Raw genomic sequence first — 25403 nt, 5'->3', positions numbered from 1 at the left:
CAAGGCATTCCCACGCTGGAGCGTGAGGAACGATAGTCGTCAGGCAGATCACTATCGTGCCCATGCTCCGCGTGGGCATGCCGTTCCGGACGCTCTGCGTCCTCTCCGGGCTAGAGCTTCAATGGCGCAACAGTTTGCGCAGCGGCACGCCGTCTTTCATGACCGGGGATTTGATGACGATGTAGCTGAAGTACTTGGAGATGCCGATGTTCTTGTCCAGCAACTCTTCGATTACCTCCTGGTAATGCTGAATGCTGCGGGTCATGAAGCGCACCAGGTAATCGTAGCCGCCGCTGATCAGGTGGCACTCCAGCACTTCGTCTACGTGGCGGATGTTGGCTTCGAATTTGGCGAAGTCTTCGCGCTTGTGGTCGCTGAGGGAGATTTCCGTGAACACGGTGACCGATTCGGTGATCTTGGCCAGATTAAGGTGCGCCTTGTAGCTGGAAATGTAACCTGCCGACTCCAGGCGTTTGACGCGTTGCAGGCAAGGGCTCGCGGAAAGTCCGACGGCATCGGCCAGGCTGACGTTGGTCATGCGCCCGTCTTTCTGGAGTTCTACCAAAATATTGATATCAATCCGATCCAGTTTGACCAAGCCTTCCATTACCTACCTCTTGTATTGCCATTCACGGTGCCTACCTTCTAGCAAAATCAGCGCCGTAAAGACAGCTGATGCTGAGCGACCAGATCGGCCATGCTGTTGATGCACAGGTCGGCGGTGCATGGCTGGCAGTGTTGCTCCCGGCTGCGGCGGATCAGGCACAGCCCGCCGCTGCTCAGTGCCGAGGCCGGTGGGCGTGACACGAGCAGGGTGTCACGCGGCTCCAGACCCATCTCGGCAAGCCAGGCCGTGTCGTGCAGCGGATGGGTGGTCAGTGACAGCAGGCTGTCGGGCTCGAGCCCCAGTCGCTCGCACAGCAGACCGCGATCCTGCAGGTCGCGGTCGGCATACACCAGCAATCGATAGAACTTGCGCAGGTAGAGCATCGCGCCGGGCGCATCCTCGAACAGCGTCCAGTTCGGCACCGAGCGGGCGAAGGTCATGCCCTCTTCCCAACTGGCCTTGATGCCAAGGCGCTCGGCCAACTGTCGATGCGCAAAGCACAGCAGCCCGCTGAAACCCAATTCGTCAAAACGCGGGTACAACGTGCGAATGACATCATTGAATTCAGTGAGTACCTGGTCTTTGCCGGGCGTGTTCAGTCCGTTACTCAGCAACGGCTGCAACGCCGTCCAGACGCCTGAGTCACGGTCCACCAGAACTTCATCGCAATCGATCAGCAGTGCGCGGTAATCAATAAGCCCCATGGCAGGCAACGTCTCCATTCAACAATGATCCCCAGCGCGGGTGATCGCGGCGTCTCACGACAGCCGCGACCACGCTTGCGCTCAGCTGGACTTCAATACTCGTGCCAAGGCCGCGTCGAGAATGCCCAGCGCTTCATCGATCTGCTGCTCGGTGGTCACCAGCGGCGCCAGGAAGCGCAGCACATTGCGATACACGCCGCACTTGATCACCAGCAGGCCGCCGATGCGCGCCTGATCGATGATCTTCTGGTTGAGGTCGGCGTCCGGGCTGCGCGCGGCGTCATTCTTGACCATCTCCATGGCGAGCATGAAACCCGTACCGCGCACGTCACCAATGCAGGCGTAACGCTCTTTGAGCGCGAGCAGACCCGCACGCAGGTGTTTACCCAGCTGTTCGCCACGCGCCAGCAGGTTTTCTTGCTCATACGTGTCGATCACTGCCAGTGCTGCGGCGCAGGACAGCGCATTACCGCCGTAGGTGCCGCCCAGACCGCCCGGAAGCGGTGCATCCATGATCTCGGCACGCCCGACCACGCCCGACAGCGGCATGCCGCCCGCGAGGCTCTTGGCCACGGTCACCAGATCAGGCTGGATGCCCGAATGCTCGAAGCCGAACCATTTGCCGGTACGCCCGAAACCGGACTGGATTTCATCGGCAATCAGCACGATGCCGTGTTGTTCGGTCAGGGCACGCAAGGCCTTCATGAACTCGACTGGCGCAGTCAGGAAGCCGCCATCGCCTTGCATCGGCTCGATCAGAATCGCCGCCACACGCTCCGGTGCGACCTGAGTGGCCAACAGCTCGTGCAGCGCCGCCAGCGCCACTTCGGTGGTCACGCCGCGGTATTCATTCGGGTACGGCGTGTGGAACACCTCAGGCGCCATCGGGCCGAAATTCTGTTTGTACGGCTGGCTCATGCCGGTCAGCGTGGTGCCAAGCAGCGTACGGCCATGAAAGCCGCCCCGGAACGAGATGATTGCCGGGCGATTGGTATGGGCGCGGGCTATTTTCACCGCGTTTTCTACCGCTTCGGCGCCGGAGGTGAAAAGCACTGCCTTGTGATCGATACCGCTTTGGCCTGCGATGAGATGGCTCAGGCGCTTGGCCAGATCCAGATAGGGCTGATACGACGCCACCTGAAAGCAGGCGTGGGTGACTTTGGTCAGCTGCGCCTGAATCGCCGCGACCACGTTCGGGTGGTTGTGGCCGATGTTCAACACGCCGATACCGCCGACGAAATCCAGATAGCGTTTGCCATCGACGTCCCACAATTCAGAACCCTGGGCGCGGTCGATGACCAGCGGGTGAGCCGTGACAATCCCGCGCGGTACGAATTGATCGCGCTGGCGGAGCAGATGAGGAGTTTCGTCGACTTTGCTGTTCATGGTTATACCTGTCGTGGGCCAGGCAGCCGGCGGGGTGGCTGCGATGCTGTTCAGGTTAAGCGTTCAGCGAAATGATCTACGCCGAACTTCGCCCCTCAAAAGTCCATATCGACTGTTTTTCGCCTTGCAAACGGCAGATTCCTTCATGCCCGCAAACCACCATGCAATCTGCCGGGCAGCGGCGCTTTTCGGACATTGCAGAGGCCTTGAAGCAGGCGTTTCAACAGAACATGCTTTGCGTTTGCGGCATGATGGGGCTCCTCTTTCATGCTCAGGAAATGCCCATGCCCGCCCTGCTCTACAAAGCCGATCCCGCACGTGCCGAACGCTGGCGCGTCCTGTTTGCCGAGCACGCGCCAGACATTGAATGGCGGGTATGGCCAGACATCGGCGACCCGGCCGACATCCACTATCTGGGCGCCTGGCTGGCGCCCGATGATCTGCAGGAACTGCTGCCCAACCTGAAAGTGCTGTTCGCCCTTTCGGCGGGTGTGGACCAGTTGGACCTGAGCCGTATTCCGCAATCGCTGCCGGTGGTGCGCCTGCTGGACCCTGGCATCAGTCACGCGATGTGTGAATACGCGACCTTCGCCGTGCTGAGCCTGCACCGGGAAATGCTGCGTTATCGGCAGCAGCAGGTGGAGGGTGTCTGGAAAGCTCATCCACTGATCCCCGCGCACCGGCGTCGAGTGGGTGTGATGGGGCTGGGGTTGCAGGCGCAACATATTCTGTCGAGCCTCAAACCCTTCGGTTTCGAACTATCGGGCTGGGCGCGCAGCGAACATCGAATCGACGCTGTCGAGTGCTACGCCGGGGAAGAGCAACTGGAGGCATTTCTGGGGCAGTGCGACATATTGCTGTGTGTCCTGCCGCTGACCGGGCAGACCGAAGGCATCCTCAATCGCCGGCTTTTCGAACAATTGCCCAAGCGTGCCGCGCTGATCAATATGGGCCGTGGCGGGCATCTGGTGGAGGCGGATCTGCTTGAAGCACTGGACAGCGACCAACTCAGCGCTGCGGTACTGGATGTGCTGCAGCAGGAGCCTGCCCCAGCCGATCATCCATTCTGGACACACCCGAAGATCCTGCTGACCCCGCACGTAGCGGCCATGACCCAGCCGGAAAGCGCATTTCCCGGCCTGCTCGATAACATTCGCCGCTTTGAACGTGGTGAAGCGATGCAGGGACAGGTGGATCGCGGCCAGGGTTACTGACGGATGATCGTTCCCACGCTCCGCGTGGGAATGCAGTTCTGGACGCTCCGCGTCCGATCTTGAACGTGCGGTGCTCTGTGGATTTTTGACGCGGAGCGTCACGAACTGCATTCCCACGCTGGAGCGTGAGGAACGATAATCTCGACTATCGTGCCGACGCTCCGCGTTGGTATGCCGTTCTGAACGCTACAACCCGCCTACATGAAACGCCTTCACTTCCAGGTATTCATCCAGTCCGTAGCTGGAGCCTTCGCGGCCCAGGCCGGATTGTTTGATGCCGCCGAACGGAGCGACTTCCATGGAGATGATGCCGGTGTTGAGGCCGACCATGCCGAACTCCAGCGCTTCGCCGAAACGCCATGAGCGGCGCAGGTCCTGGGTGAAGTAATACGCGCCAAGGCCATAAGGCGTGGCGTTGGCCAGTGCCAGCGCTTCGGCTTCATCTGTGAAGCGCATCAGCGGCGCGACCGGGCCGAAGGTTTCTTCGTTGGCCAGCAGCATGCCCGCATGGGTATCGCCCAATACCGTGGGCTGGACGAACTGGCTGGTGCCGTCGGGAGAACCGCCGTGCAGCAGTTTCGCCCCCTGGCTCAGCGCATCGTCGATATGCCGGGCGACTTTGCTGACCGCTGCCGGGTTGATCAGCGGACCGATGGTCACGCCCTCTTCCAGGCCGTTGCCGACCTTGAGCTTGCTCACTTCTTCCACCAGCCGTGCAGCGAAGCGGTCGTAGATGCCGTTTTGCACCAGAATCCGGTTGGCGCACACACAGGTCTGCCCGGCGTTGCGGAATTTGCTGAGCATGATGCCCGTCACCGCCTGTTCCAGGTCTGCGTCGTCGAACACGATGAAGGGCGCGTTGCCGCCCAGTTCCAGGCTCAGACGCTTGATGTGTTCGGCGCTCTGGCGCATCAGCAGGCGGCCGACCGGCGTCGAACCGGTGAAGGAAATCTTGCGCACTACCGGGTTGCTGGTCAGCTCTTCGCCAATCCCGGTGGGCATGCCGGTGATGACGTTGAACACCCCGGCAGGAATGCCCACCCGCTCGGCAAGCACCGCCAGCGCCAGTGCTGACAAGGGTGTGAGGTCCGAGGGCTTGACGATGATCGGGCATCCGGCAGCCAGGGCCGGCGCGCACTTGCGGGTGATCATTGCGTTGGGGAAGTTCCACGGGGTGATCGCGGCGCAGACACCCACCGGTTGCTTGAGGGTCATCAAACGACGGTCTGCACTGGGCGCGGGAATGGTTTCACCGTACGAGCGGCGCGCTTCCTCGGCGAACCATTTGACGAAGCTGGCACCGTAGCGAATCTCGCCGCGCGACTCGTTCAGGGGCTTGCCCTGCTCAAGGGTCATGATCAGCGCCAGGTCTTCGACGTTGTCGAGCATCGCCTGATGCCAGCGCTCCAGCAGCGCCGCGCGTTCGGCCGCGGGACGTGCGCGCCAGGCAGGCCAGGCGCGATCAGCCGCTTCGATGGCACGCAGGGTTTCAACGCCCTGCAGGGCCGGCACCTGCGCCAGCGCCTCGCCGGTGGCCGGGTTGCTGATGGTCAGGGTTGCGCCATCGTCAGCGCTGATCCATTGCCCATCGACGTAGGCGCGGTCTACCAGCAGGCTGGGGTCTTTCAACTGATTCTTGAGCATGATCAAGTCCTGTTCCGGGATGACTGCCAGTCTAGGCAGACGCCACAGTCCAGGATGCTGAAAGCGCGATAACGGCAGCGTCCGATGCTGAAATTTGCCTGCTGACGGCAGCCTCTACTGCTTCAGCGACCCCAGCAGACTTTGCAAAAAACGCTCGCCTGCGTTCATCTGGCTCTCGTCGATAAACTCGTCCGGCTTGTGTGCCTGCTCGATGGAGCCTGGCCCGCAGACCACCACCGGCACGTTCAGGCGCCCGGCGAACAGGCCGCCCTCGGTGCCATAGGAGACCTTGATGTGCTGTGTGCCCGGCTCGGCAAACGCATGCAGCATGCGCACCGCCTCAACGCTTGGATGGGTCTCCAGCGCCGGGTATTCGTTCATGACCTCGATCTCGATGTCCGCCACCCCCGACAGCTGTCGCGCCTCGCGTACCAGCACTTCGGCACGCTCGCGCAACTGCTCCAGCAACGCATCGGGGTTGTCGCCCGGCAGGTTGCGGTACTCGAATTCCATGGTGCACAGATTGGGCACAATGTTCAGCGCCTTGCCACCATCGATACGGCCGATGTGCACGGTGCTGTAAGGAATGTCATAGCCTTCGTCACGCGCGCCCTGCTGCTCGATCTGCCGCTGACTGTTGCGCAGCTCGGCAATGAAGTCGCTGGCCAGGTGAATCGCGTTGACCGCCCGCGGGGCCAGCGAGGAATGCGTCTCCTGGCCTCGACAGAAGGTGCGATAGGACGCCTTGCCCTTGTGCCCGACGGCGAACTGCATCAGGGTCGGTTCGCCCACCACGCACAGGAACGGGCGTACCGGTGCCAGATGCAGGACGTCCAGCAGGCGCCGCACGCCGACGCAGCCGATCTCTTCGTCGTGGGACAGCGCCAGTTGCAGCGGGCGCATCAGGGTCATGTCTGCGGCATCGAGCATCGCGTCGATAGCCAGGGCGATAAAGCCCTTCATGTCGCAGGTGCCACGGCCGTAGATGCGTCCGTCACGCAGGGTGGCCTGAAACGGTGGCATGGTCCACGCCTGACCGGCCGCAGGGACCACGTCGGTGTGGCCGGACAGCAGCACGCCGGGTACATCGCGCGGGCCGGTGCTGGCGAACAGGTTGGCTTTCTTGCCGGTCTCGTCCTTGACGATCAGCGACTCGATGCCTTTGCTGGCCAGCAGTTCGCGGACGTATTCGATCAGCGCCATGTTCGGCTCCGACGAAACGGTGTCGAAGGCGATCAGACGCTTGAGGATTTCCAGTGCGCGGGGGCTCATGAGGCTTTACTCGTCTGTTCGTTGAGGTTGTCCGCAAGGCTGATGTCAAAACGGCGAATGTCGAACGGGCTGATCGAGGTGCTGGTAGCGCCAGTGCTGATCAGTTCGGCCATTACGTCGCCCACGCCCGGGCCGAGCTGGAAGCCGTGGCCGCAAAAGCCGAACGCATAGAACAGGCCGTCGACCTTGCCGCTGCGGCCCATCACCGGCAGCGAGTCCGGCGTGTAGCCTTCGATGCCGCTCCACACACGGATGATGTTCAGATTGCCGACGCCGGGCAACAGGCGACGCATCTGCTGCACCTGATTGATGATGCTGCGCGGTTCGACATAAGCGCGGCGGTTGATCATGTCCGGCTTGCTGCGAAAGCCCCCGCCGATGACGATGTTGCCGCGGGCGATTTGCCGAAAATAGATCACTTCGTGCGGGATTTTGGTGAACACGCCGATCACCGTCGGCAGTGCATACGGCACCGGCTCGGTCACGGCCATCTGCGGACCATGGGTTTCCAGCGGCACGGGTTCGCGAAACTGCGTAGAGAGTTTCTGTCCCCAGGCGCCAGCGGTGATCAGCAACTGATCGGCGGTGAAAATGCGCCCGTCAGTGGTGGTGACTGCGAATTCGTTACCGACCTTTTCCACATGAGCCACTTCGGTACGCTCTTCGATCCGCGCCCCGGCACGAATCGCCGCGCGGGCGAAGGCAGGTGCCGCCAGGCGCGGGTTGGCGTGACCGTCGTGCGGTGCGTAGGAGCCGCCTTTCACGTCCGGCCCGAGAAACGGGAAGCGTTCGTGCAGCGCACGGCCACTGTATATTTTGAGGTCCAGCTCACGGGCTTCGGGGGCCGCTGCGTAGGCTTCCAGCTCGGCGATTTCGTCCTCGCGATAGCAGACGCGCATGTGGCCGCTGGGCAGGAACTCCAGGTCTTCACCGATCAGCTCCGGCAACCGCTGCCAAAGGGCTCTGGAGCGGTTGGCGAGTTCCAGCTGACCGAGATGCCGACCCTGGCGGCGCACGTTGCCGAAGTTCACGCCGCTGGCGTACTGACCGATCACGTCGCGCTCCAGCAGCGTCACCGACTTGCCGCGCTGGCGCAGAAAGAACGCTGATGCCGAGCCCATGAAACCGCCGCCGACAATCAGTACGTCCACTTTTGGCTGCTTCATGATGGCACCTCGTCCAGCAGCATCGACAACGGTTTGACCGGTGCCTGACCGCGCTGGCGACCGACCTGTTCGACCGGCACTCCGGCCTCGGCGGCGATCACCTCGGCGCCGGCCTGCGAGCAGTAACGACCCTGGCAGCGGCCCATGCCAACGCGACTGAAGGCTTTGGCGCGGTTGACTTCGCAGGCGCCTTTTTCACGTACGACACCGCGCAGTTCACCTGCGCTGATCATCTCGCAGCGGCAGACGATGGCCTCATCGGGCAAGGCAGCCGCCTGGGCAGCAGGCCACGGAAACGCTTCGGCCAGCCCGACCCGAAAACGATCCATTGCCACCAGACTCTTGCGCACTTCTTCCTGGCGCGAGTTATCCACAGGTCGACCGAGGTCTTCCAGCAGTGCCATTGCCGCCAGTCGCCCGGCCTGTTCAGCGGCATCGGCACCACGAATCTTCGCGCCGTCGCCCGCCGCGTAAAAACCTTTGACCGATGTGCGCCCCTCTTCATCGACTGCCAGCACCCATTGCCCGGATGCCTCGTCGAAGCGTAACTGGCAGCCGGCCAGATCAGCCAGCTGGGTTTCCGGACGCAGGTGATAACCCAGCGCCAGGGCATCGCAATCAATGCTCAGCGCGGTGCCGTTGGCCAGTTTCACGCGCACGCCGGTCACGCCGTCCTGTTCGCTGCCGAGGATTTCCTCGGGCTGCACGCCAAGATGCACCGGCACCCCGGCGCTGTACAGCTGGCCCAGCAGCTTCATGCCGTTGAACAGCAGACCGGGACGCGCCAGCAGTTTGGGCATCGCGCTGACACGTTTGCCGAACGGCGACGTGTCGAGCACTGCAGCGACATCGGCACCGGCTTTGACATACTGGCTGGCGACCAGGTACAGCAGCGGGCCGCTGCCCATGAACACCACGCGACTGCCAATCGAGACCGATTGCGACTTGAGCGCAATCTGCGAGCCGCCCAGGCTGTAGGTGCCTGCCAGTTGCCAGCCCTTGATCGGCATCAGGCGGTCGGTGGCACCGGCACACAGGATCAGTGCGTCGTATTCGACCACGGTATGCACGCCCTGACTGGCGCAGCAAAGCTCGCCTTGAGTCAGGTTCCAGGCCAGGGTGTCGGGGCGGTAGTCGATCTGTGTGCGCAAGCGATCGAAGCTTTCATGCAGGTCACGCGCCTTGGCCGCTTCGGTACCATACAGCGCCGAATAATCGCGCTTGAAGCCCTCTGGCTGACGGCGATAGATCTGCCCGCCGTCACGCCGGTTTTCGTCGATCAGGATCGGTTTGATGCCCGCAGCCAGCAAGGTTTCGGCGCAGCGGGTGCCTGCCGGGCCAGCGCCGATGATGACGACTCTCGGGCTGCCGGGGTTGCGAACGTCTAACCGTGAAGAAGTGGCCATTTCGCCTCCGGTTGAGTGGTGACGATGTCGAGTCCGTCGCGGGCTTCATTGGAGCAGGCACGCAGCCGCTCGCCGCTGCGGGTCCAGACCCAGCAATCCTGACAGGCGCCCATCAGACAGAAACCTGCACGGCGTCCCGGGTCGAACTCGGACTGGCGCAACGTGGGCTTGCGAGTCAGCAACGCCACCATCAGGGTATCGCCCTGCAATGCCTCGATGGGCGCGCCATCGACCATCAGGCTCACGACCGGGCGATCACGCTCGCCCAGTCTCACAAAACGGCCATTCATGCGTAAGCTCCCACGGTTTCAGGATTCAGGTTTTCTTGCACGGCCTGCAGTTCGTCGCTGTCGCGGTGGCAAAGGATCTCGCTGCCACCTGCGATCAGGCGACGGCTCGGCGCGGTCTTGTTGCACAGGCCCTCGACGCGGGCCGGGCAGCGATTGAGGAACGTGCACAGCTCCGTATTACTGGCCGATTCGCTGATGGGCGGCAAGTTGCCGCTGGTCACACCGCAGGTTTCCAGCCAGCCCTGGCGCAGTTCCGGCACCGAATGCACCAGCAGATCGGTGTAGGGGTGGAACGGCACCCGGCTGAAGGCTTCGCGGCTGCCCTCCTCGACCTTGTGACCGCTGTACATCACCACGATGTCGTCGCACAGCGCGCGAACGGTGGAAATGTCGTGGCTGATGAACAAATAGGAAACCCCAAGCTTGCGGCGCAGTTCGCCGAGCAGTTCAAGGATGCAGGCACCCACCACGGTATCCAGCGCCGAGGTCACTTCATCACAAAGGATCAGGTCGGGCTTGGCGGCCAGCGCACGGGCCAGGTTGACGCGTTGTTTCTGCCCCCCCGAGAGTTCGTTGGGACGTCGCTCGGCCAGCTCGCGGGGCAGGCGCACCAGGTCCATCAGCTCGTCGATGCGCTCACGCAACGCTTTGCCCTTCAGGCCGAAATACATCTTCAGCGGGCGCGCCAGAATTGCGCTGATGCTGTGCATCGGGTTGAGCGCGGTGTCGGCGTTCTGGAACACCATCTGAATGCGCCGGAATTGCTCTTTGGTACGACCCGCCAGAGTGCCGGACAACTCGGCACCGTCGAACGTCAGGCTGCCCTGCGCCGGGTCCAGGAGGCCGGCGACCACACGGGCCAGCGTCGATTTACCCGAGCCGGACTCGCCGATCACGCCGATGGCCTGACCACGGCGGATGGTCAGGTCGATGTCTTCCAGCACGCGAATCATCGGCATGCCTTGCAGGTTCTTTTTGCCGTAGCCTGCCGTCAGGCCCTTGATGGTCAACAGCGTGCTGTCCTTGACCACTTCGCTGGCTGGGCTCAGCACTTTATCCGGACGCGCTGCCGCCAGCAGGCTGCGGCTGTAGGCGTCGGCCGGGCCTTTGAGCAGCGCCGCGGTGCTGCTCTGTTCGATGATCCGCCCGCCATTGAGCACCACGATCTGATCGGCCATCTGCGCCACGACCGCAAGGTCGTGGGAGACATAGACTGCGGTGGCACCCCGGTCGCGGACTACCCGCTTGAACGCACGCAGCACGTCGATCTGCGTGGTGACGTCCAGTGCGGTGGTCGGCTCGTCGAGGATCACCAGCAACGGGTCACTGATCAGCGCCATGGCCGCCATGACGCGCTGCAACTGACCGCCCGAGACCTGATGCGGATAACGCCGACCGATGCTTTCCGGATTGGGCAGGGCCAGGTCGCGGAACAGTTCGACGGCCTTGGCTTCCAGCTCCGTGCGGCTGCCCAGACCGTGAATCAGCGCGCCTTCGATCACCTGATCGATCAGCTTTTTCGCCGGGTTGAAGGCGGCTGCGGCACTTTGCGCAATGTAGGAAACGCGGTTGCCACGCAGGCCCTGCAATTGGCTTTCTGGCAGGCTGAGCATGTCGTGTTCGCCCACCTGAACCACTCCGCCTGCCAGCTTGCAACCGCGTCGGGCGTAACCCAGCAGGGCCAGCGCGATGGTGGTCTTGCCGGAGCCCGACTCGCCGATCAGTGCCAGCACTTCACCTTTTTCCAGCGAAAAACTGACGCCTTTGACGATCTCCAGCTCGCCATGCTCGCCATCGGCAACCACGCGCAGGTCTTGCACACGAATCAACTGGCTCATCTCAATGCCCTCCCGAACGACGACCGCGCCGCGAGGCCAGCCGGTCGATGAACAGGTTCACGCCGATGGTCAGGGTGCCGATGGCCAGTGCCGGGATCACAATGGCCGGTGCGCCCTGGCTGAGCCCACCGATGTTCTCGCGTACCAGCGAGCCAAGGTCGGCGTCAGGCGGCTGTACACCGAGCCCCAGAAAGCTCATGCCGCTGAGCAGCAACACGATGAAGCCGAAGCGCAGACCCAGGTCGGTCATGACCGGGTTGAGCATGTTCGGCAGGATTTCCCGGCAGGCAATGTAGATACGGCCCTCGCCGCGTGTGCGCGCCACTTGCACATATTCCAGCGCCTCGATGTTCACCGCCAGGCTGCGCGCGATCCGAAACGCGCCTGGCGTGTAGCTGAGTACCGCCGTGCAGATGAGCAGCACTTCGGACGAGCCGAATGCCGAGACCATGATCAGCGCCAGCATTTTGCTGGGGATCGAGATGAACGCGTCCATCAGGCGGCTGATGATTTCGTCCAGCCATTTTGGCGCGACCGCCGACAGTAACGCGCACAGGGTGCCGATGCCGCTGGCCAGCACGGCAGAAATCAATGCCAGGCCGACGGTGAAGCGCGCACCGACCAGCACGCGGCTGAGCATGTCGCGGCCCAGGTAGTCAGTACCGAACGGATAGGCTGCGCTCAGGTTTTCGAACATGTTGTCGGAGACCACTTCGCCCACCGGATGTGGTGCGAGCCAGGGGCCGAACAGGGCGACCATCAACCAGATGAAGCACACCGTAGCGCCCAGCAGGCCAAGCCATGAGGTCGGACGGGACACCTTCTTGCGAAGCACCGGTTGCGGCGCCTCAGGCGTCGATTTCGCAATGAATTGAGTCATTGGTTTCTCAGCCTCGGATTGGAAAGAATTGCACACAGGTCGGCCATCAGCACCAACCCAAGGTAAGCGGAACAGAACAGCATCGTGCAGCCCTGCACCAGGGCCATGTCACGGTTGGTCACCGCATCGACCATCAGGCTGGCGATGCCGGGATAGTTGAAGATGGTCTCGACGATGACGACGCCGCCGAGCAGGTACGACAGGCTCAGTGCCACGGCGTTGACGATCGGCCCGATGGCGTTCGGCAACGCATGGCGCAATACGATACGCACCGGGCTGACGCCCTTGAGGCGCGCCATTTCCACATATGGGCTGTCCAGCTGGTCGATTACCGCAGCGCGGGTCATGCGCGCCATCTGCGCCACGATCACGCAGCACAGGGTCATCACCGGCAACGCATAAGTGCGCATGAACTGCCACGGCGAGCTGACATCGGCGCCATAGGACAGCGCGGACAGCCAGCCCAGATTGACGGCGAAAATCAGCACCGCCAGCGTCGCCACCAGAAACTCGGGCACGGCGACCAGTGACAGGGTGATGAAATTCAGCGCGCCATCAAGACGACTGCCGCGGTACATCGCTGCGCCAATTCCCAGTGCCAGCGCTACCGGCACCGATACCAGCGCGGTGGTGGCCGACAGCATCAGGGTTTTCGGGAAGCGGCCGGCAATCAGCTCGGAGACCGGCATCGCGTTGGAGACAGACTCGCCGAGATTGCCGCCGAGCAGGTTGGTCAACCAGCGCAGATAACGCACTACACCTGGCTGATCCAGGCCCAGTTGGGTACGCAATGCCGCGACCTGTTCAGGCGTCGCGAATTGCCCGAGGGCCTGTTGCGCTGCGTCTCCAGGCAACACCGCGGTAATGGCGAAGACCACGATGGAAACGATCAACAACGTCACGATCGCCGCGCCGAAGCGCTGCACGATCAACCAGAGTGTGTTGCTATTCATCTGCGTCCTCCTGCTCGGTTCAGCGTTGCAATTACGCGTCCAGCCACACCTGCTCGCTGAACATGTAGCCCATGAAGCCGCCCAGCGGGTTGCTGGAGTAGCCCTGGATACGCTTGTCCACACCGTCGATGTTGCTGATGAACACAGGGATGCCGATGCCGCAGTTCTGGCTGACCAGAGCCTGCATGTCGCCATACATTTTGCCGCGCTTGGCGTCGTCGGTTTCGCCACGGGCCAGCAACAGCAACTGGTCGAACTGATCGTTTTTCCAGCCGGATTCGTTCCATGGCGCTGTGGACTGGAAGAACTGCGAGAAGATCACGTCGGCGTTCGGGCGCGGGTTGATGTTGCCGAAGCTCAGCGGGTGCTTCATCCAGTGGTTGGACCAGTAGCCATCGCTCGGCAGGCGGTTGACGTTGAGCGTCAGCCCGGCCTGTTTGGCGGACTGTTGCAGCAACACGGCGATGTCCACCGAGCCGGTGGCAGCAGGCGATGCCGCCACGGCCATGGTGATCTTTTCCATGCCGGCTTTCTTGAGCAGGAATTTGGCTTTTTCCGGATCGTAGGCGCGCTGCGGCAGGTCGGCGTTGAAGTAGCGCGAGCCCGGCGAGATCGGATGGTCGTTACCCACGCGAGCGTAGCCGCGGAACACCGCCGATTTGACCTGTTCACGGTCCAGCAGGTACTTCATGGCCTCGGTGAAGTCCGGGCTCTTGCCGGGCATCTGGTCCTGACGAATGATCAGGTCGGTGTAGTTGCCGGACGGCGCATCCACTACACGGTGCGTGGCGCTGGCGGCAATGCGCGTGGTCGAGCGTGGATTGACCTCGTTGATCATGTGCACATCGCCGGACAGCAGCGCGTTGACCCGCGATGGCTCGTCGGCGATGGCGATGAATTCGATTTCGTCCAGGTAAGGCAGGCCCGGCTTCCAGTAGTTGGGGTTGCGCGCACTGACCGAGCGCACGCCAGGGTTGAATTCCTTGACGGTGAACGGCCCGGTGCCGATACCTTTGCTGAAGTCGGTGGTGCCTTCGGGCACGATCAGCAGATGCGAAACCGCGAGGATCGACGGCAGTTCGGCGTTTGGCGAACTGAGGGTGATCTGCACTTCCAGCGGGCCGGTGGCCTTGATCTCGGAAAACTGCGCCATCAGGGGCAGGACTTTCGAGCCGGTGGCCGGGTCCTTGTGGCGCGACAGGGAGAACACCACGTCGCCAGCGGTCAGTGCCTTGCCGTTGTGGAAGGTCACGCCCTGGCGCAGGGTCACGGTCCAGACCGTAGCGTTGTCGCTTTCGATCTTCTCGGCCAGCTCCATGTGCGGCACCAGATGGCTGTCGAAACGCGTCAGGCCGTTGTAGAACATGAAATGACGCACGTAGTCGGTAGACAGTGCGCCCTTGGCCGGATCCAGCGTATCGGCGGTAGAACTGGACATGCCGGCGACCCGGATACGGCCGCCCGGCTTGCCTTTGACAGGGGCATCCGCGTCGTCGGCAAAGACCTTGCCGGCCGCGCCGAACAGGCTGGTGGAGCCTGCCGCAACCACACCTGCAACACCCAGCATGCGCAACGCATCGCGCCGCGACAGGCCACGATTGAGACCTTCGAAAACCCGCAGGCTGTCTTGGCCTGTGATCAACGCGGAGTCGGTTTTGTTATCAGCCATATCAGTTCTACCTGTCGAAAAGGGAAAATTCCGAATTGCTCACGGTTGGCCGGAGCGTCCTTCAAGCACACACGACGACGGTCAGACAAACACTCAGTGGCGACTGTCCTGGTAGCGGTAATACGCACCCACCAGCGGCAGAAACCACGGCTTGCCGAAGTGGCCGGGAATGGCTGGCCAGCTCAGGTCCTTCCAGGGGTTGGCCTGCGCCTTGCCTTCCATGACTTCGGCCATCATCCGCCCCATGTGCACCGACATCTGTACACCGTGGCCGCTGTAACCCATCGAGTAGAAGACCCCGTTGTGTTCGCCTGCCCGCGGCAGACGGTCGGAGGTCATGTCCACCAGGCCGCCCCAGCAGTAGTCGACCTTGACCTGTGCCAGTTGCGGAAACATCTGCACCATGGCCGCCTGCAGCACCTTGCCGCTCTTGGCGTCGGAACTGCTGTTGGACATGGCGAAGCGCGCGCGCCCGCCGAACAGCAGGCGGTTGTCCGGCGTGAGGCGGAAATAGTTGCCGATCAAACGGCTGGTCACGTAAGCGCGCTGGTTGGGGAACAGTTGGTCGATCAGCGCTTGCGGCAACACTTCAGTGACTATGACGAAGCTGCCGACCGGCACGATGCGCCGGCGATACCAGCCCAGTCCGCCATGCTGGCAGGCACCGGTCGCCAACAGCAGCTGGCCGGCCTGGATAGAGCCTTTCGAGGTGTTGACCACAAAGCCGCCACGGTTGGCTTTCCAGTCCTTTACCGTCGCGCCCTGATACACCCTTGCGCCATGCCGCACGGCCGCATCGGCGAGACCCAGACCGAAACGTCCGACATGCATCTGTATGCCGTTGCGCTGCAGCAGGCCACCGTGAAACTCGTGCGAATCGATTTCGGCGCGCACGTCCTGAGCGGACAGTAGCTCGACGTCAGCATCGACTTCACGGCGGATCAGCTCGCAAGTGCGCGCCAGGCCTTCGTAATGCCCTGGCTTGGCCGCCAGCTTGAGCTTGCCGTTACGCTTGATGTCGCAGGCGATGTTTTCCTCCGCGATCACGGTCACGACGCTCTGCACCGCGCTTTCGTAAGCCTTGTAATACTCGCGTGCCTGATCGGCACCCAGGGTTGCGCTCAACGACGCGTAGTCCTGGGCCACGCCCGTATTGCATTGTCCGCCATTGCGGCCCGACGCTTCGCCGATCACCCGGCCTGCTTCCAGAACCACCACGCTGGCACCTTTCAAGGCCAATGCACGCGCCGCCGCAAGGCCGGTGAAACCGCCACCGACCACCACCACGTCAGCCTGCCCCTCCACTGCGCCATCTTGCGCGCCGGTAAAGTCTGGAGCCGTATCGAGCCAGTAAGACTCACTGCGCATATCGTTCCCCTTGTCACTCATCGAAGAGCACCTTGAAAAATGCCGGTTTTGCGCGGGTTGCCCAGCCTAGAGGCCGACCAGCCCGGCCAGTCCGCCGATATCCGGGATCTGGTGGTATTCGTAGAAGCTGTTGGCGGGCTGTTCATGACCGCGAGCCACAAAGGCCTTGTTTTTGATTTTCATGTCGTGGGCCGAGAACAGGTCATATCGGAAGCTCGAGGACACATGCAAGATGTCTTCCGGACCGCAACCCAGGTTGTCGAGCATGAACTCGAAGGCTGCCAGACGCGGCTTGTAGACCTTGGCCTGGTCGGCGGTGAACACCTTGTGAAACGGTGCACCGAGCTTTTCGACGTTGGACATGATCTGGCTGTCGCTGGCGTTGGAGTAAATCACCAGCGGGATCTTGTCGGCGATTTTCGCCAGACCGGCGGGCACATCGGCATGCGGGCCCCAGGTCGGCACGGCGTCGTAATACAGTTGGCCTTCTTCGCGGTATTCAACGTTCCAGCGCTTGCAGGTACGCGCCAGTGCAACCTTGAGGATTTCGTCGTACGGCATCCAGTCACCCATGACCTGATCCAGACGATACGCCGAAAAATCCCTGACGAACTGATCCATCTGTTCAGCCGGAACACGGTCGGCAAACAGCTCGCGCGTCATGGTGCCCATGTGGAAATTGGTCAACGTGCCGTAGCAGTCGAACGTAATGAATTTTGGTCGAAGAAAGCTCATTGTGTGCGGTCCTGAAAGTTCGTTGAGGTCATGGCATGACGAGCATTCCGGCCTGATGTCCACGGGCGGTGATGCACGCTGCAGCACAACCTCATTACAACACCGTGAAATCAGCAGATGGCGTTAAAAGTGATGGCTGCTTGATAGAAACCACCGTTTTGAGGTGCGCGCTCAGCAGACTTTGCGGGGCGCTCCAGCCTTGGGCAGAGCCCGGTTTTCGGCGCTTTTGTGACCCTTTTCAGGGCGCTCGGGCTCAAACACGCGGGTTTGCGCCGCAGAAACTGCGCCGCGCCAGCGGTTGGCGAGTGACAAATGCCGGCAGCTATATAAAGAGCCTGAACGCGGTGTAAAAACCCTAAGCATTTGCTGCCGGAGGCCCGGCTGATTTAAGCAGTAACTGTGGTCTGGCGAACGGCACTTTGTGGAATCTGCCGAATGCTTGCCAGCCTCTTGTCTCCTCTCGCCACAGGTGGGATACAGAGCATCTGCAGCAACCTTTTATTGCCTGTGCATCCTTCTGGACGGAGAGACTTCATGCTCGCTCAGCAACGCCTCGACTTTGAATATCGCCCCATGACTGCAGCCGATGTCGGCAACGCACATGAGCTGTCCCTCGCCCTGAAATGGCCGCACCGGCTTGAAGACTGGGCCATGCTGCAACGTGTCGCTCAGGGCTTCGTCGCGCTACACAACGGGCGTTTGATCGGCAGCGCGTTTGCCTGCCATCAGGGCGAGTTTTCCACCATCGGCCTGGTGATTGTCAGCGACGACTATCAAGGTAAGGGCATTGGCCGCAAGTTGATGGAATTGGCTGTCGGCAGCGTTGCACCCCGCACGGCGATCCTCAACGCCACGCTGGCGGGTGCGCCGCTCTACGCGAAGATGGGGTTTGTCAGCTTTGGCGAGATCCAGCAGCGTCAGGGGCAGGCGCAACCGCCCGGCCCGACCGAATTGAAGGCACAGGAACGTTGCCGTGGGCTGAGCGAGGCTGACCACCCTCGCGTGCTGGAACTGGCTAACGCCGGTTCAGGGATGGACCGCTCGGTGACGCTGGGCGATGTGCTGAACAACCTTGAGCACGCCGTCGGCATCGAGCGCGACGGCCAGTTGCAGGCCTTTGCCCTGTTGCGCCCGTTCGGCCGCGGCCTGTGCATCGGCCCTGTCGTCGCCCAGAGCGTTGACCAGGCCAGGCACATGATCGGAGAGCTGCTGGCCCGCGTGCCTTACGCCTTCGTACGCATCGACATCCCCACCGATTGCGGACTGGCCGACTGGCTGGAGCAAGCCGGCCTCAAGCGCGTCGACAGCGTGACCTGCATGAGCATGGGCGCGGTCCCGCAAGCCACTCAGGGCGTGCGCCAGTTTGCGCTGATTACCCAGGCGATCGGCTGATCGCCCGGAACAACATCATCGTGCCAATGCTCCGCGTCCGGTCTCGAACATGTGACGCAGAGCGTCACGAAATGCATTACCACGCGGAGCGTGGGAACGATCATCAACGCTTCAACTTCAGGAGCCGCCTCAATGCCCCAACCCACTGTCCTGCTATTGGCCCGCGCTGACCTCAGCCCGGTAGACACCGAATTCACCACTGGCCCCATCGATGCGCATGACTCGTTCGATAATGACCGCCGCACAGCGTTCATTGATGATCAGGGCATTGCGGCCGGCCTCGTGCACTTCGGCACGTCACTGTCAGTGGCCGCTTACCCCTACACCGAAATGCTGGTGATGCATCGCGGGTCCGTCACCCTGACCTCCGGTACCGAAAGCATCACGATCAAGACCGGCGAAAGTGCAGTGATCGGTCGTGGCACTGAAGTTCGTATCGAAGCGCAACCGGACAGCCTCTGGGCGTTCTGCGCGTCCACCCAGGCCAGCGGGCCAGACAAACCGGGCATTACCGCGCTCGACCGCCTCGCCATGCTCACGCCGTCTTCACCGCCAGATCCGGCGATTATGATTAGCGCGCTGCCGCAATGCCGCAGCAACAACCTCTTCGAAGACACCGCCAGCACCCTGCGTACCGGCGTGTGGGACTCGACACCCTACGAGCGCATCTCGCGGCCGCACAAGATCCATGAACTGATGAACCTGATCGAAGGCAGCGTCGAGCTGAGCCTGGAAAACGGCCCGAGCCTGACCGTGAACACCGGCGACACCGTATTCGTCGCCCAAGGCGCGCCCTGCAAGTGGACCAGCACTGCGTATGTGCGCAAGTTTTATGCGGTGACGTGAAGTAGAACGACGTGCGGCTTCGCCCGAGGACTCTATTCAGCAGGGAGTCTGAAATAGAACGGTGGGCAAACGCTATGTCGATGAATACAACGAAATCGGCAGAAGCACCCAAACACTGGTGATGCTTCTCGCCCGCTACATTATTCTTTCAGACCCAGCACATAGAACTTGCTGTCCACCGCGATCAACGGAAAGCTCGCAGGCAGGTCTTCCTTCGTGATTTCTCTGAAGCCGTGCTTTTCATAGAAGCGATGCGCAGCGTGAAACTTGTCGGTCGTGCCCAGGAATACTTCGGTGACGCCCTTGCGAGTTGATTCCTCGATCAGGCGCTCGAGCAGTCTGGCTGCAACGGAGAATTCCCGGCCGCGAAACGGCGCGGCGACAAACATCTTGCGCAGTGCTGCCTGCCCTGCGCCGATATCCCTGAGGCCGATGCTGCCGATGACCTGGTCGTCTTGTACCGCGACCCAGAAATCCCCTGTGCCGGTCTGGTAAAAGTCCGGAATCGCTTTCAGGTCAGGCTGGTCTTCGGCGGTGATGGGAATACCGAACTCTTCACGCTGGATCGGCAGGATCATCGCCGATACACCTGACTCGTCGCTCGGCACGAAACGCCGTATCTGAATCCCATTTACGCCCACATCACACCTCCTGGTCATCGTCCTCAGTGGAAATCAGTATTCCAGACAAGCAAACGCACCGACAAGTCGAGGCGTTTGCTTGAGCATTTTCGAGGTCACGTGCAGGTCCGGATGCAAAGATGTTTAATTACAACACCGCTCCGACGACCTGACGGTTACGGCATTTGCCTGTGAGCTTGCCCTTCCAGCCCGGGCAGTGAGCAGCTTCCGATACCCGCGATTGATGGCTCGAGCAATGCCTGCGCCATATCAAGTAAATAGACGACAGTTAGCGTGAGGTCTCGGCCCTGCCCATTGAGCGGGCAAACGTCTTGGAGGTACGGCTCACAACGTTGATCGAGTCACATTGGGGGAGAAAATCGATGCCTGGGCGCGCAACGAAATTGACGGCCGGGGTCCTCAAGCTAAACAATGCAAACCTCCGTTGCTTTGCCCCAGCGTTCCTACCGCTGCGTGAGAGGTGCTGAGTAGATTTAGGATTTGATTGTTTTCCAAGGAAATGGGTTATGGCAAAAGTTAGTAAAGTACCTTACTACACTATGGAACGATCAATGTTTCGTGGGAGGGTATGGAAAGAGAGTGATGGTTTAGATGGCGCAGTTCCCATCAATACTCCACAAAAAATCTCTTACCAACGCTGTGCGCCTGGTCAAGTATTCTTAAAGCCTGCTGAGCTTGGTAAAGATCAGTTAATGGCGCAGCAAACAGAAGCGGGAGGTCAGAAATCAGCTGCTGAGGTCAAAAGCAATAAGCCATTCTCCGGGCAATCCACACCTTCAAAATCCGATGCTCTAGAGGCTCATGCAGAAGATAAAGAAAAACTTCCAGAATTTGATCTGCAGGATATTCCTTTGGCCATGGACAACATTGGTTGGCCGATAGCTGCCAAGATTGCCAGACAGTGGTTCGCCAGCCCTAAGCATATCTATAATGATCGACCCAATTCAATTCAGCCCATTGATGACGCAACCGTGACGTTAAAATGGGCATTAAAGTATGGGAGCGTCGCAGAAAAATTCAACGAGTTGATTGAGGAAAAGATTTACTCTGAAAAAGCGATTGCAGGCGCTAGACATAAAATTTTCAAGCAAGTAAAAAATAAATTCGATGAATCTAGGTCAGCAGCAAATCTTTCCTTTGATACAGCTCCTTGGATAGGTGATATCAGGCAGTTTCATATTGATTGGCAAATTCAGTTTCAGGCAATATCAACAAGCAACACGCTTGACGGTCTGAGTTTAACTGACCTCACCGCGACGCTAGGGAATTTTAATATTTATGCGGCCATTGGCGTGGTTGAAGTTGCTGTGGAAAAGTTTTACAAATATGACGATCAAGCCAGAACCAGAACATTTTGCGTCGACGCAACGGCGGCTATTACCTGTGTGTATACCTACCTGAAAGATAACTATTCTTTTAATGACAAAAATGAGGGTAACAGCCAATATCTGGGCCACTGGAACAAAAATGATATGATTCTTTCTTACTCTGCCGTTGTCAGTGATCTGGTTGACGGTAAGAAAATTCATACCCGTATGGGAAGTACCCCGATAACTGAAACTAAAATCAATTGGGACTATTTGCCTGGCGGCCAGATTGACAAGCCAGTGGATAAAAGAACAGGTTTGGTAAGAAAATTCATGGAGAAAGATGTTTACTGGCCTGTTTACAACAGCTCTTATAGTGAGTGAAGAGAAAAGCATGGCCGGGGTGGCGATTTTATGATCTACAGCAGACCGAAAATCCACAAACTGAAAACGCCCATCATTATAAAGCTGGATACATTATGCAAACCTTCAGAACCTATGTAAGAAAAATGTATTTCCGCTCTTTTTTCTTCTTTATTTTTATGTTGATTGCTTTGGTTATTTACTCCATTGCTTTCAATCTGTTCGACAACACTGATTGTCAACGCTATAACCACACTGAGGCATTAAATGGAGGTGCAAAGAGTTTCGGTAGTAAAGATTTTATAATAACTTTTTGCGGAGCCGGGGTAAGTAATAGCCTTTTTAATGGGGATGGTATGGAGAGGGTCCGGCTGACTATCTTCGATAAACAAGGCGAGCTGTTAGCCAGGAGGTATTATAAAGTTTTTTGGGACGGCCAGCCGGGGCATGAGCCGCTTAAAGTCTCCGAAAACAGTATTATCTATCAAGATGATAAAGAGCAGAAAGATTATTTAATCACTATGCCTCCCACACGCTTGGAATGGATTAGGGCAAGGCTTCCCCTGTAACTATGATGGTCGTCAAAGGAATGGGTCTCGAGCAAGAGCAGTTTAGTGGCGCGGTATCTACAGACTATAAAGCTCCTTGGTCGAATCTGAAATAAAGGGCGTAAAGTTTAATTTGTTGAAATGTCTGGGTCTCCATTACAGTAAAGCACTCAGCGCGTGGCTAAAAGAATTCTGATAAACCGGATTATACTTATATGCAAGACAATAAATGACAGATGCTAAATTCGATATCTCCATATAGGTGTGCCGTTGATATAGTCGATTTGTCATCTGGCAAGATCTGCAACAGGCTTTCAGATTCGTAAAACGAGGACAAAAAAAACCGCCTGATGAAGGCGGTTTTTTTAGTGGAGGCTAATTACAACATCTTACAACTTCGGACCCGCAGCCTTGATGGCGTCGCTCACGTCGAACTTCTTGAAGTTCTCCACGAACAGGCCAGCCAGGGCCTTGGCGGCTTCGTCGTAGGCAGCCTTGTCAGCCCAGGTGTTGCGTGGGTTGAGCAGGCCGGTATCGACGCCGGGTACCGACTTCGGTACGTCGAGGTTGATGGTATCGAGGTGCTCGGTTTCGGCACCGATCAGTGCGCCGCTCTGGATCGCTGCGATCACGCCACGGGTGGTCGGGATGTTGAAGCGCTTGCCGACGCCGTAGCCACCGCCGGTCCAGCCGGTGTTGACCAGATAGACCTTGGATTTGAAGCCGCGGATGCGCTTGATCAGCAGCTCTGCGTATTCGCCGGCCGGACGCGGGAAGAACGGTGCGCCGAAGCAGGTGGAGAAAGTGGACTTGATGCCCGAACCCGAACCCATTTCAGTCGATCCGACCAGTGCGGTGTAACCCGACAGGAAGTGGTAGGCGGCCTGTTCTTCGCTGAGGATCGACACAGGCGGCAGTACGCCGGTCAGGTCGCAGGTCAGGAAGATAACGGCGTTCGGCTCGCCACCGAGGTTTTTCGGCGCGCGTTTTTCGATCAGTTCGCGCGGGTAGGCGGCGCGGCTGTTCTGGGTCAGGCTGCTGTCGGCGTAGTCGGCTTTTTTGGTGACCGGGTCGAGTACGACGTTTTCCAGTACGGCGCCGTGCTGGATGGCTTTCCAGATGACCGGCTCGTTCTTCTCGGACAGGTCGATGCACTTGGCGTAGCAACCGCCTTCGATGTTGAACACCACGCCTTCGCCCCAGCCGTGCTCGTCGTCACCGATCAGGTAACGGCTTTCGTCGGCGGACAGGGTGGTCTTGCCGGTGCCGGACAGGCCGAAGAACAGGGTGACATCGCCCTCTTCGCCCATGTTGGCCGCGCAGTGCATCGGCAAAACGTCCGACGCCGGGAGCAGGAAGTTCTGCACCGAGAACATGGCTTTCTTCATTTCGCCGGCATAACGCATGCCTGCGATCAGCACCTTGCGGGCTTTGAAGTTGATGATGACGGTGCCGTCGGAGTTGGTGCCGTCACGATCAGGGTCGCAGACGAACCATGGCGCGTTCTGGATTTCCCACTCGTCCTTGCCAGCCGGGTTGTACTGTTCAGGGTTGATGAACAGGCAGCGGCCGAACAGATTGTGCCACGCAGTCTCGGTGGTCATCTTGACTGGCAGGTAGTGCGCAGGATCGGAGCCTACATGAACGTGGGAAACGAAGCGCTCGCGCTCGGCGAGGTACGCGCCGACACGGTTCCACAGGGCGTTGAATTTCTCCTCCGGGAACTTGCGGTTGATCGGGCCCCAGGCGATGGCGTCCTGAGTGCTCGGCTCTTCAACGATGAAACGATCGACCGGCGAACGGCCAGTACGATGGCCTGTCTCCACAACCAGTGCGCCAGTATCGGAAAGTACGCCTTCTTTGCGGGCAAGGGCTTCCTTGACCAGTTCGTCGGTGCTCAGATCGGTGTACACAGCGTTGTTGGTTTGCGTCATGAGGTTCCCCGTCGGCCTGTGGCCGAGTGCTCCAAACGGTTTTGTAGTAAAAAAACAACCACTACTACAGCGTAAAAGTGGGCCGGATTATGCCAGAAATGCCCGGAAATGGTAGGACCCTCCTGTCAGAACAGCATTACAGGGGCCCACACCGTATTCTGAGGCCCTTTACGCGATGATTAATGGCGCGTGTCAGATGGCGAATCGACACCGCCGCCAGCAAACAGCTGCGCGACGTCAGTGGCATCGAACAGATAGCGTTCGTTGCAGAACTGGCAGTCGATCTCGACAGTGCCGTTGTGCTCGATAACCAGTTGCTGCGCGTCCTCCAGCCCCAGGCTGGCCAGCGCATTGGCCGAGCGCTCACGCGAGCAACTGCAGCGAAAGCAGATGGGCTGCACGTCGAACAGGCGAACCGGGTCTTCGTGATACAGGCGATGCAGGATGGTCTGGTTGTCAAGCCCGAGCATTTCCTCCGCAGTGAGGGTATTGGCCAGAGTGATGACGTGCTCCCAGCTGGCGTCGCGCTCTTCCGGATCGGTGATCTGTGCGATGGGCAGCTGTTGCAGCAACAGACCGCGGGCGCGATGGCCGTCGGCCTTGAGCCAGAAACGCGTGCCCAGCTGTTCGGACATCACGAAATAGTTGGAGAGGCTTTCCGACAGGTCTACGCCGTCGAGGGCAACGATGCCCTGATAGCGCTTGCCCTTGCTCGGGTCGATGGTCAATGCCAGCGAGCCATCGGGCATCAGGTCCTGCAGACCCGCGCCTGCTGTAACCAGCGCTTCGTCATAACGGGCAATGCCACGCAGTTCACGCTCGCTGGAGCACTCGACCATCAGCAGCGGTACAGCGCCGCTGGAGCGCGCCTGGAGGATCAACAGGCCGTCGAATTTGAGGGTGCCGACGAGCAGCGCGGCAGCCGCCATCAGTTCGCCAAGCAACTGCGCCACCGGTTCCGGGTAGGGATGCTTGGCGAGCACCTCGGCGTAGCTGCGCTCCAGGGCGACCAGTTCTCCGCGAACGTCGTTTTCGTCGAAGATGAAGCGCTGGGTGAAATCGATGTCCGGGAAATCATGCATAGGTAGTAAAGGTATCTGAAGTAATGACAATGGATGGCACGCGGCTGAGGAAGCGCCGCCCGGCACTCGAGAGCGCCGTGGGCCATGCGGATTGACCGCATTTTAGGAGCTATGCGGTGCGCTTCCAAGCTGGATGGCACTTCGGACTGATAGCCGGA

The 25403-nt window shown here is 60.0% G+C and carries 21 protein-coding genes and 2 pseudogenes; 6 read left to right on the top strand and 17 right to left on the bottom strand.

Annotation, left to right across the window (positions count from 1 at the left end; translation table 11 throughout):
* Nucleotides 1-118: 118 nt before the first annotated feature.
* From BLR20_RS25760 to gabT, 3 genes are all read right to left on the bottom strand, one after another.
* Complete coding sequence (locus BLR20_RS25760) at nucleotides 119-607, bottom strand: Lrp/AsnC family transcriptional regulator (protein ID WP_002555947.1); 489 nt, start codon at nucleotides 605-607, stop codon at nucleotides 119-121.
* A 47-nt stretch (nucleotides 608-654) separates the two neighbouring features.
* Nucleotides 655-1311, bottom strand: coding sequence for an HAD family hydrolase (locus tag BLR20_RS25755; protein ID WP_032614213.1), 657 nt, complete (start codon nucleotides 1309-1311; stop codon nucleotides 655-657).
* An 81-nt stretch (nucleotides 1312-1392) separates the two neighbouring features.
* Nucleotides 1393-2697: a 4-aminobutyrate--2-oxoglutarate transaminase gene (gabT, locus tag BLR20_RS25750; RefSeq protein ID WP_032614211.1), complete on the bottom strand. Its 1305-nt coding sequence runs from the start codon at nucleotides 2695-2697 to the stop codon at nucleotides 1393-1395.
* Between the two features lie 284 nt (nucleotides 2698-2981).
* On the opposite strand from gabT, the gene BLR20_RS25745 reads away from it, so the two are divergent.
* The gene (locus tag BLR20_RS25745; protein WP_054994035.1) at nucleotides 2982-3911 is read left to right on the top strand and encodes a 2-hydroxyacid dehydrogenase; all 930 of its coding nucleotides are present in this window, start codon (nucleotides 2982-2984) and stop codon (nucleotides 3909-3911) included.
* 186 nt (nucleotides 3912-4097) lie between these two features.
* On the opposite strand, the gene BLR20_RS25735 is transcribed toward BLR20_RS25745, so the two are convergent.
* The 11 genes from BLR20_RS25735 to BLR20_RS25685 form a co-directional block, all read right to left on the bottom strand.
* Nucleotides 4098-5555 (bottom strand): NAD-dependent succinate-semialdehyde dehydrogenase, encoded by a 1458-nt coding sequence (locus BLR20_RS25735; protein ID WP_054994034.1) that lies wholly within the window; start codon nucleotides 5553-5555, stop codon nucleotides 4098-4100.
* Between the two features lie 114 nt (nucleotides 5556-5669).
* Nucleotides 5670-6827: an acetylornithine deacetylase gene (gene argE / locus BLR20_RS25730; protein ID WP_054994033.1), complete on the bottom strand. Its 1158-nt coding sequence runs from the start codon at nucleotides 6825-6827 to the stop codon at nucleotides 5670-5672.
* Entirely contained in the window at nucleotides 6824-7993 is a 1170-nt protein-coding gene (locus BLR20_RS25725; RefSeq protein ID WP_032614204.1) for an NAD(P)/FAD-dependent oxidoreductase, read from the bottom strand. Before BLR20_RS25725 ends, argE begins: the two co-directional genes overlap by 4 nt.
* A complete protein-coding gene (locus BLR20_RS25720) occupies nucleotides 7990-9399 on the bottom strand; it encodes an FAD/NAD(P)-dependent oxidoreductase (protein ID WP_010436261.1) in 1410 nt (469 codons plus the stop codon). Before BLR20_RS25720 ends, BLR20_RS25725 begins: the two co-directional genes overlap by 4 nt.
* Complete coding sequence (locus BLR20_RS25715) at nucleotides 9378-9689, bottom strand: (2Fe-2S)-binding protein (RefSeq protein WP_010436264.1); 312 nt, start codon at nucleotides 9687-9689, stop codon at nucleotides 9378-9380. The genes BLR20_RS25720 and BLR20_RS25715 overlap by 22 nt, the downstream gene beginning before the upstream one ends.
* Nucleotides 9686-11527: an ABC transporter ATP-binding protein gene (locus BLR20_RS25710; RefSeq protein ID WP_010436266.1), complete on the bottom strand. Its 1842-nt coding sequence runs from the start codon at nucleotides 11525-11527 to the stop codon at nucleotides 9686-9688. The genes BLR20_RS25715 and BLR20_RS25710 overlap by 4 nt, the downstream gene beginning before the upstream one ends.
* Nucleotide 11528: 1 nt before the next feature.
* Nucleotides 11529-12407 carry an ABC transporter permease gene (locus tag BLR20_RS25705; protein WP_010436269.1) on the bottom strand — a complete coding sequence of 293 codons (879 nt, stop codon included), beginning with the start codon at nucleotides 12405-12407 and terminating at the stop codon, nucleotides 11529-11531.
* A complete protein-coding gene (locus BLR20_RS25700) occupies nucleotides 12404-13360 on the bottom strand; it encodes an ABC transporter permease (protein WP_010436270.1) in 957 nt (318 codons plus the stop codon). The genes BLR20_RS25705 and BLR20_RS25700 overlap by 4 nt, the downstream gene beginning before the upstream one ends.
* A 31-nt stretch (nucleotides 13361-13391) precedes the next feature.
* Nucleotides 13392-15029, bottom strand: a complete 1638-nt coding sequence (locus BLR20_RS25695) for an ABC transporter substrate-binding protein (protein ID WP_032614198.1) — start codon at nucleotides 15027-15029, stop codon at nucleotides 13392-13394.
* A 93-nt stretch (nucleotides 15030-15122) separates the two neighbouring features.
* Nucleotides 15123-16397, bottom strand: coding sequence for an NAD(P)/FAD-dependent oxidoreductase (locus BLR20_RS25690; RefSeq protein WP_054994036.1), 1275 nt, complete (start codon nucleotides 16395-16397; stop codon nucleotides 15123-15125).
* Between the two features lie 66 nt (nucleotides 16398-16463).
* A complete protein-coding gene (locus BLR20_RS25685; protein ID WP_003344523.1) occupies nucleotides 16464-17132 on the bottom strand; it encodes a haloacid dehalogenase type II in 669 nt (222 codons plus the stop codon).
* 534 nt (nucleotides 17133-17666) lie between these two features.
* Between BLR20_RS25685 and BLR20_RS25675 the strand changes: the two genes are divergently transcribed.
* Both BLR20_RS25675 and BLR20_RS25670 read left to right on the top strand, forming a co-directional pair.
* Nucleotides 17667-18524: a GNAT family N-acetyltransferase gene (locus BLR20_RS25675; RefSeq protein WP_032614196.1), complete on the top strand. Its 858-nt coding sequence runs from the start codon at nucleotides 17667-17669 to the stop codon at nucleotides 18522-18524.
* A 132-nt stretch (nucleotides 18525-18656) separates the two neighbouring features.
* Nucleotides 18657-19370 carry a cupin domain-containing protein gene (locus BLR20_RS25670; protein WP_032614194.1) on the top strand — a complete coding sequence of 238 codons (714 nt, stop codon included), beginning with the start codon at nucleotides 18657-18659 and terminating at the stop codon, nucleotides 19368-19370.
* Nucleotides 19371-19510: 140 nt separating this feature from the next.
* Here the strand turns inward: BLR20_RS25670 and BLR20_RS25660 are convergent, their stop codons facing one another.
* Nucleotides 19511-20011, bottom strand: a complete 501-nt coding sequence (locus tag BLR20_RS25660) for a GNAT family N-acetyltransferase (protein ID WP_162235671.1) — start codon at nucleotides 20009-20011, stop codon at nucleotides 19511-19513.
* A gap of 506 nt (nucleotides 20012-20517) precedes the next feature.
* On the opposite strand from BLR20_RS25660, the pseudogene BLR20_RS25650 reads away from it, so the two are divergent.
* From BLR20_RS25650 to BLR20_RS28640, 3 genes and pseudogenes are all read left to right on the top strand, one after another.
* Nucleotides 20518-21822 (top strand): annotated as a pseudogene (locus BLR20_RS25650) (DUF6402 family protein).
* Nucleotides 21798-22250: a hypothetical protein gene (locus tag BLR20_RS25645; protein ID WP_032614189.1), complete on the top strand. Its 453-nt coding sequence runs from the start codon at nucleotides 21798-21800 to the stop codon at nucleotides 22248-22250. Before BLR20_RS25650 ends, BLR20_RS25645 begins: the two are co-directional and overlap by 25 nt.
* 76 nt (nucleotides 22251-22326) lie before the next feature.
* Nucleotides 22327-22462: pseudogene (locus BLR20_RS28640) on the top strand (type VI secretion system amidase immunity protein Tai4); the annotation flags it as partial.
* 156 nt (nucleotides 22463-22618) lie between these two features.
* Here the strand turns inward: BLR20_RS28640 and BLR20_RS25640 are convergent.
* Together BLR20_RS25640 and hslO are read right to left on the bottom strand one after the other, a co-directional pair.
* Complete coding sequence (locus BLR20_RS25640) at nucleotides 22619-24163, bottom strand: phosphoenolpyruvate carboxykinase (protein WP_010436292.1); 1545 nt, start codon at nucleotides 24161-24163, stop codon at nucleotides 22619-22621.
* Nucleotides 24164-24342: 179 nt separating this feature from the next.
* A complete protein-coding gene (gene hslO / locus BLR20_RS25635) occupies nucleotides 24343-25245 on the bottom strand; it encodes an Hsp33 family molecular chaperone HslO (protein WP_010436295.1) in 903 nt (300 codons plus the stop codon).
* Between the last annotated feature and the right edge of the window lie 158 nt (nucleotides 25246-25403).

The organism is Pseudomonas congelans (assembly GCF_900103225.1).
In the GTDB taxonomy this organism is placed as follows: domain Bacteria; phylum Pseudomonadota; class Gammaproteobacteria; order Pseudomonadales; family Pseudomonadaceae; genus Aquipseudomonas; species Aquipseudomonas congelans.
The sequence above is the reverse complement of the archived record's forward strand: the minus strand, read 5'-3'. Positions and strand labels throughout refer to the sequence as shown.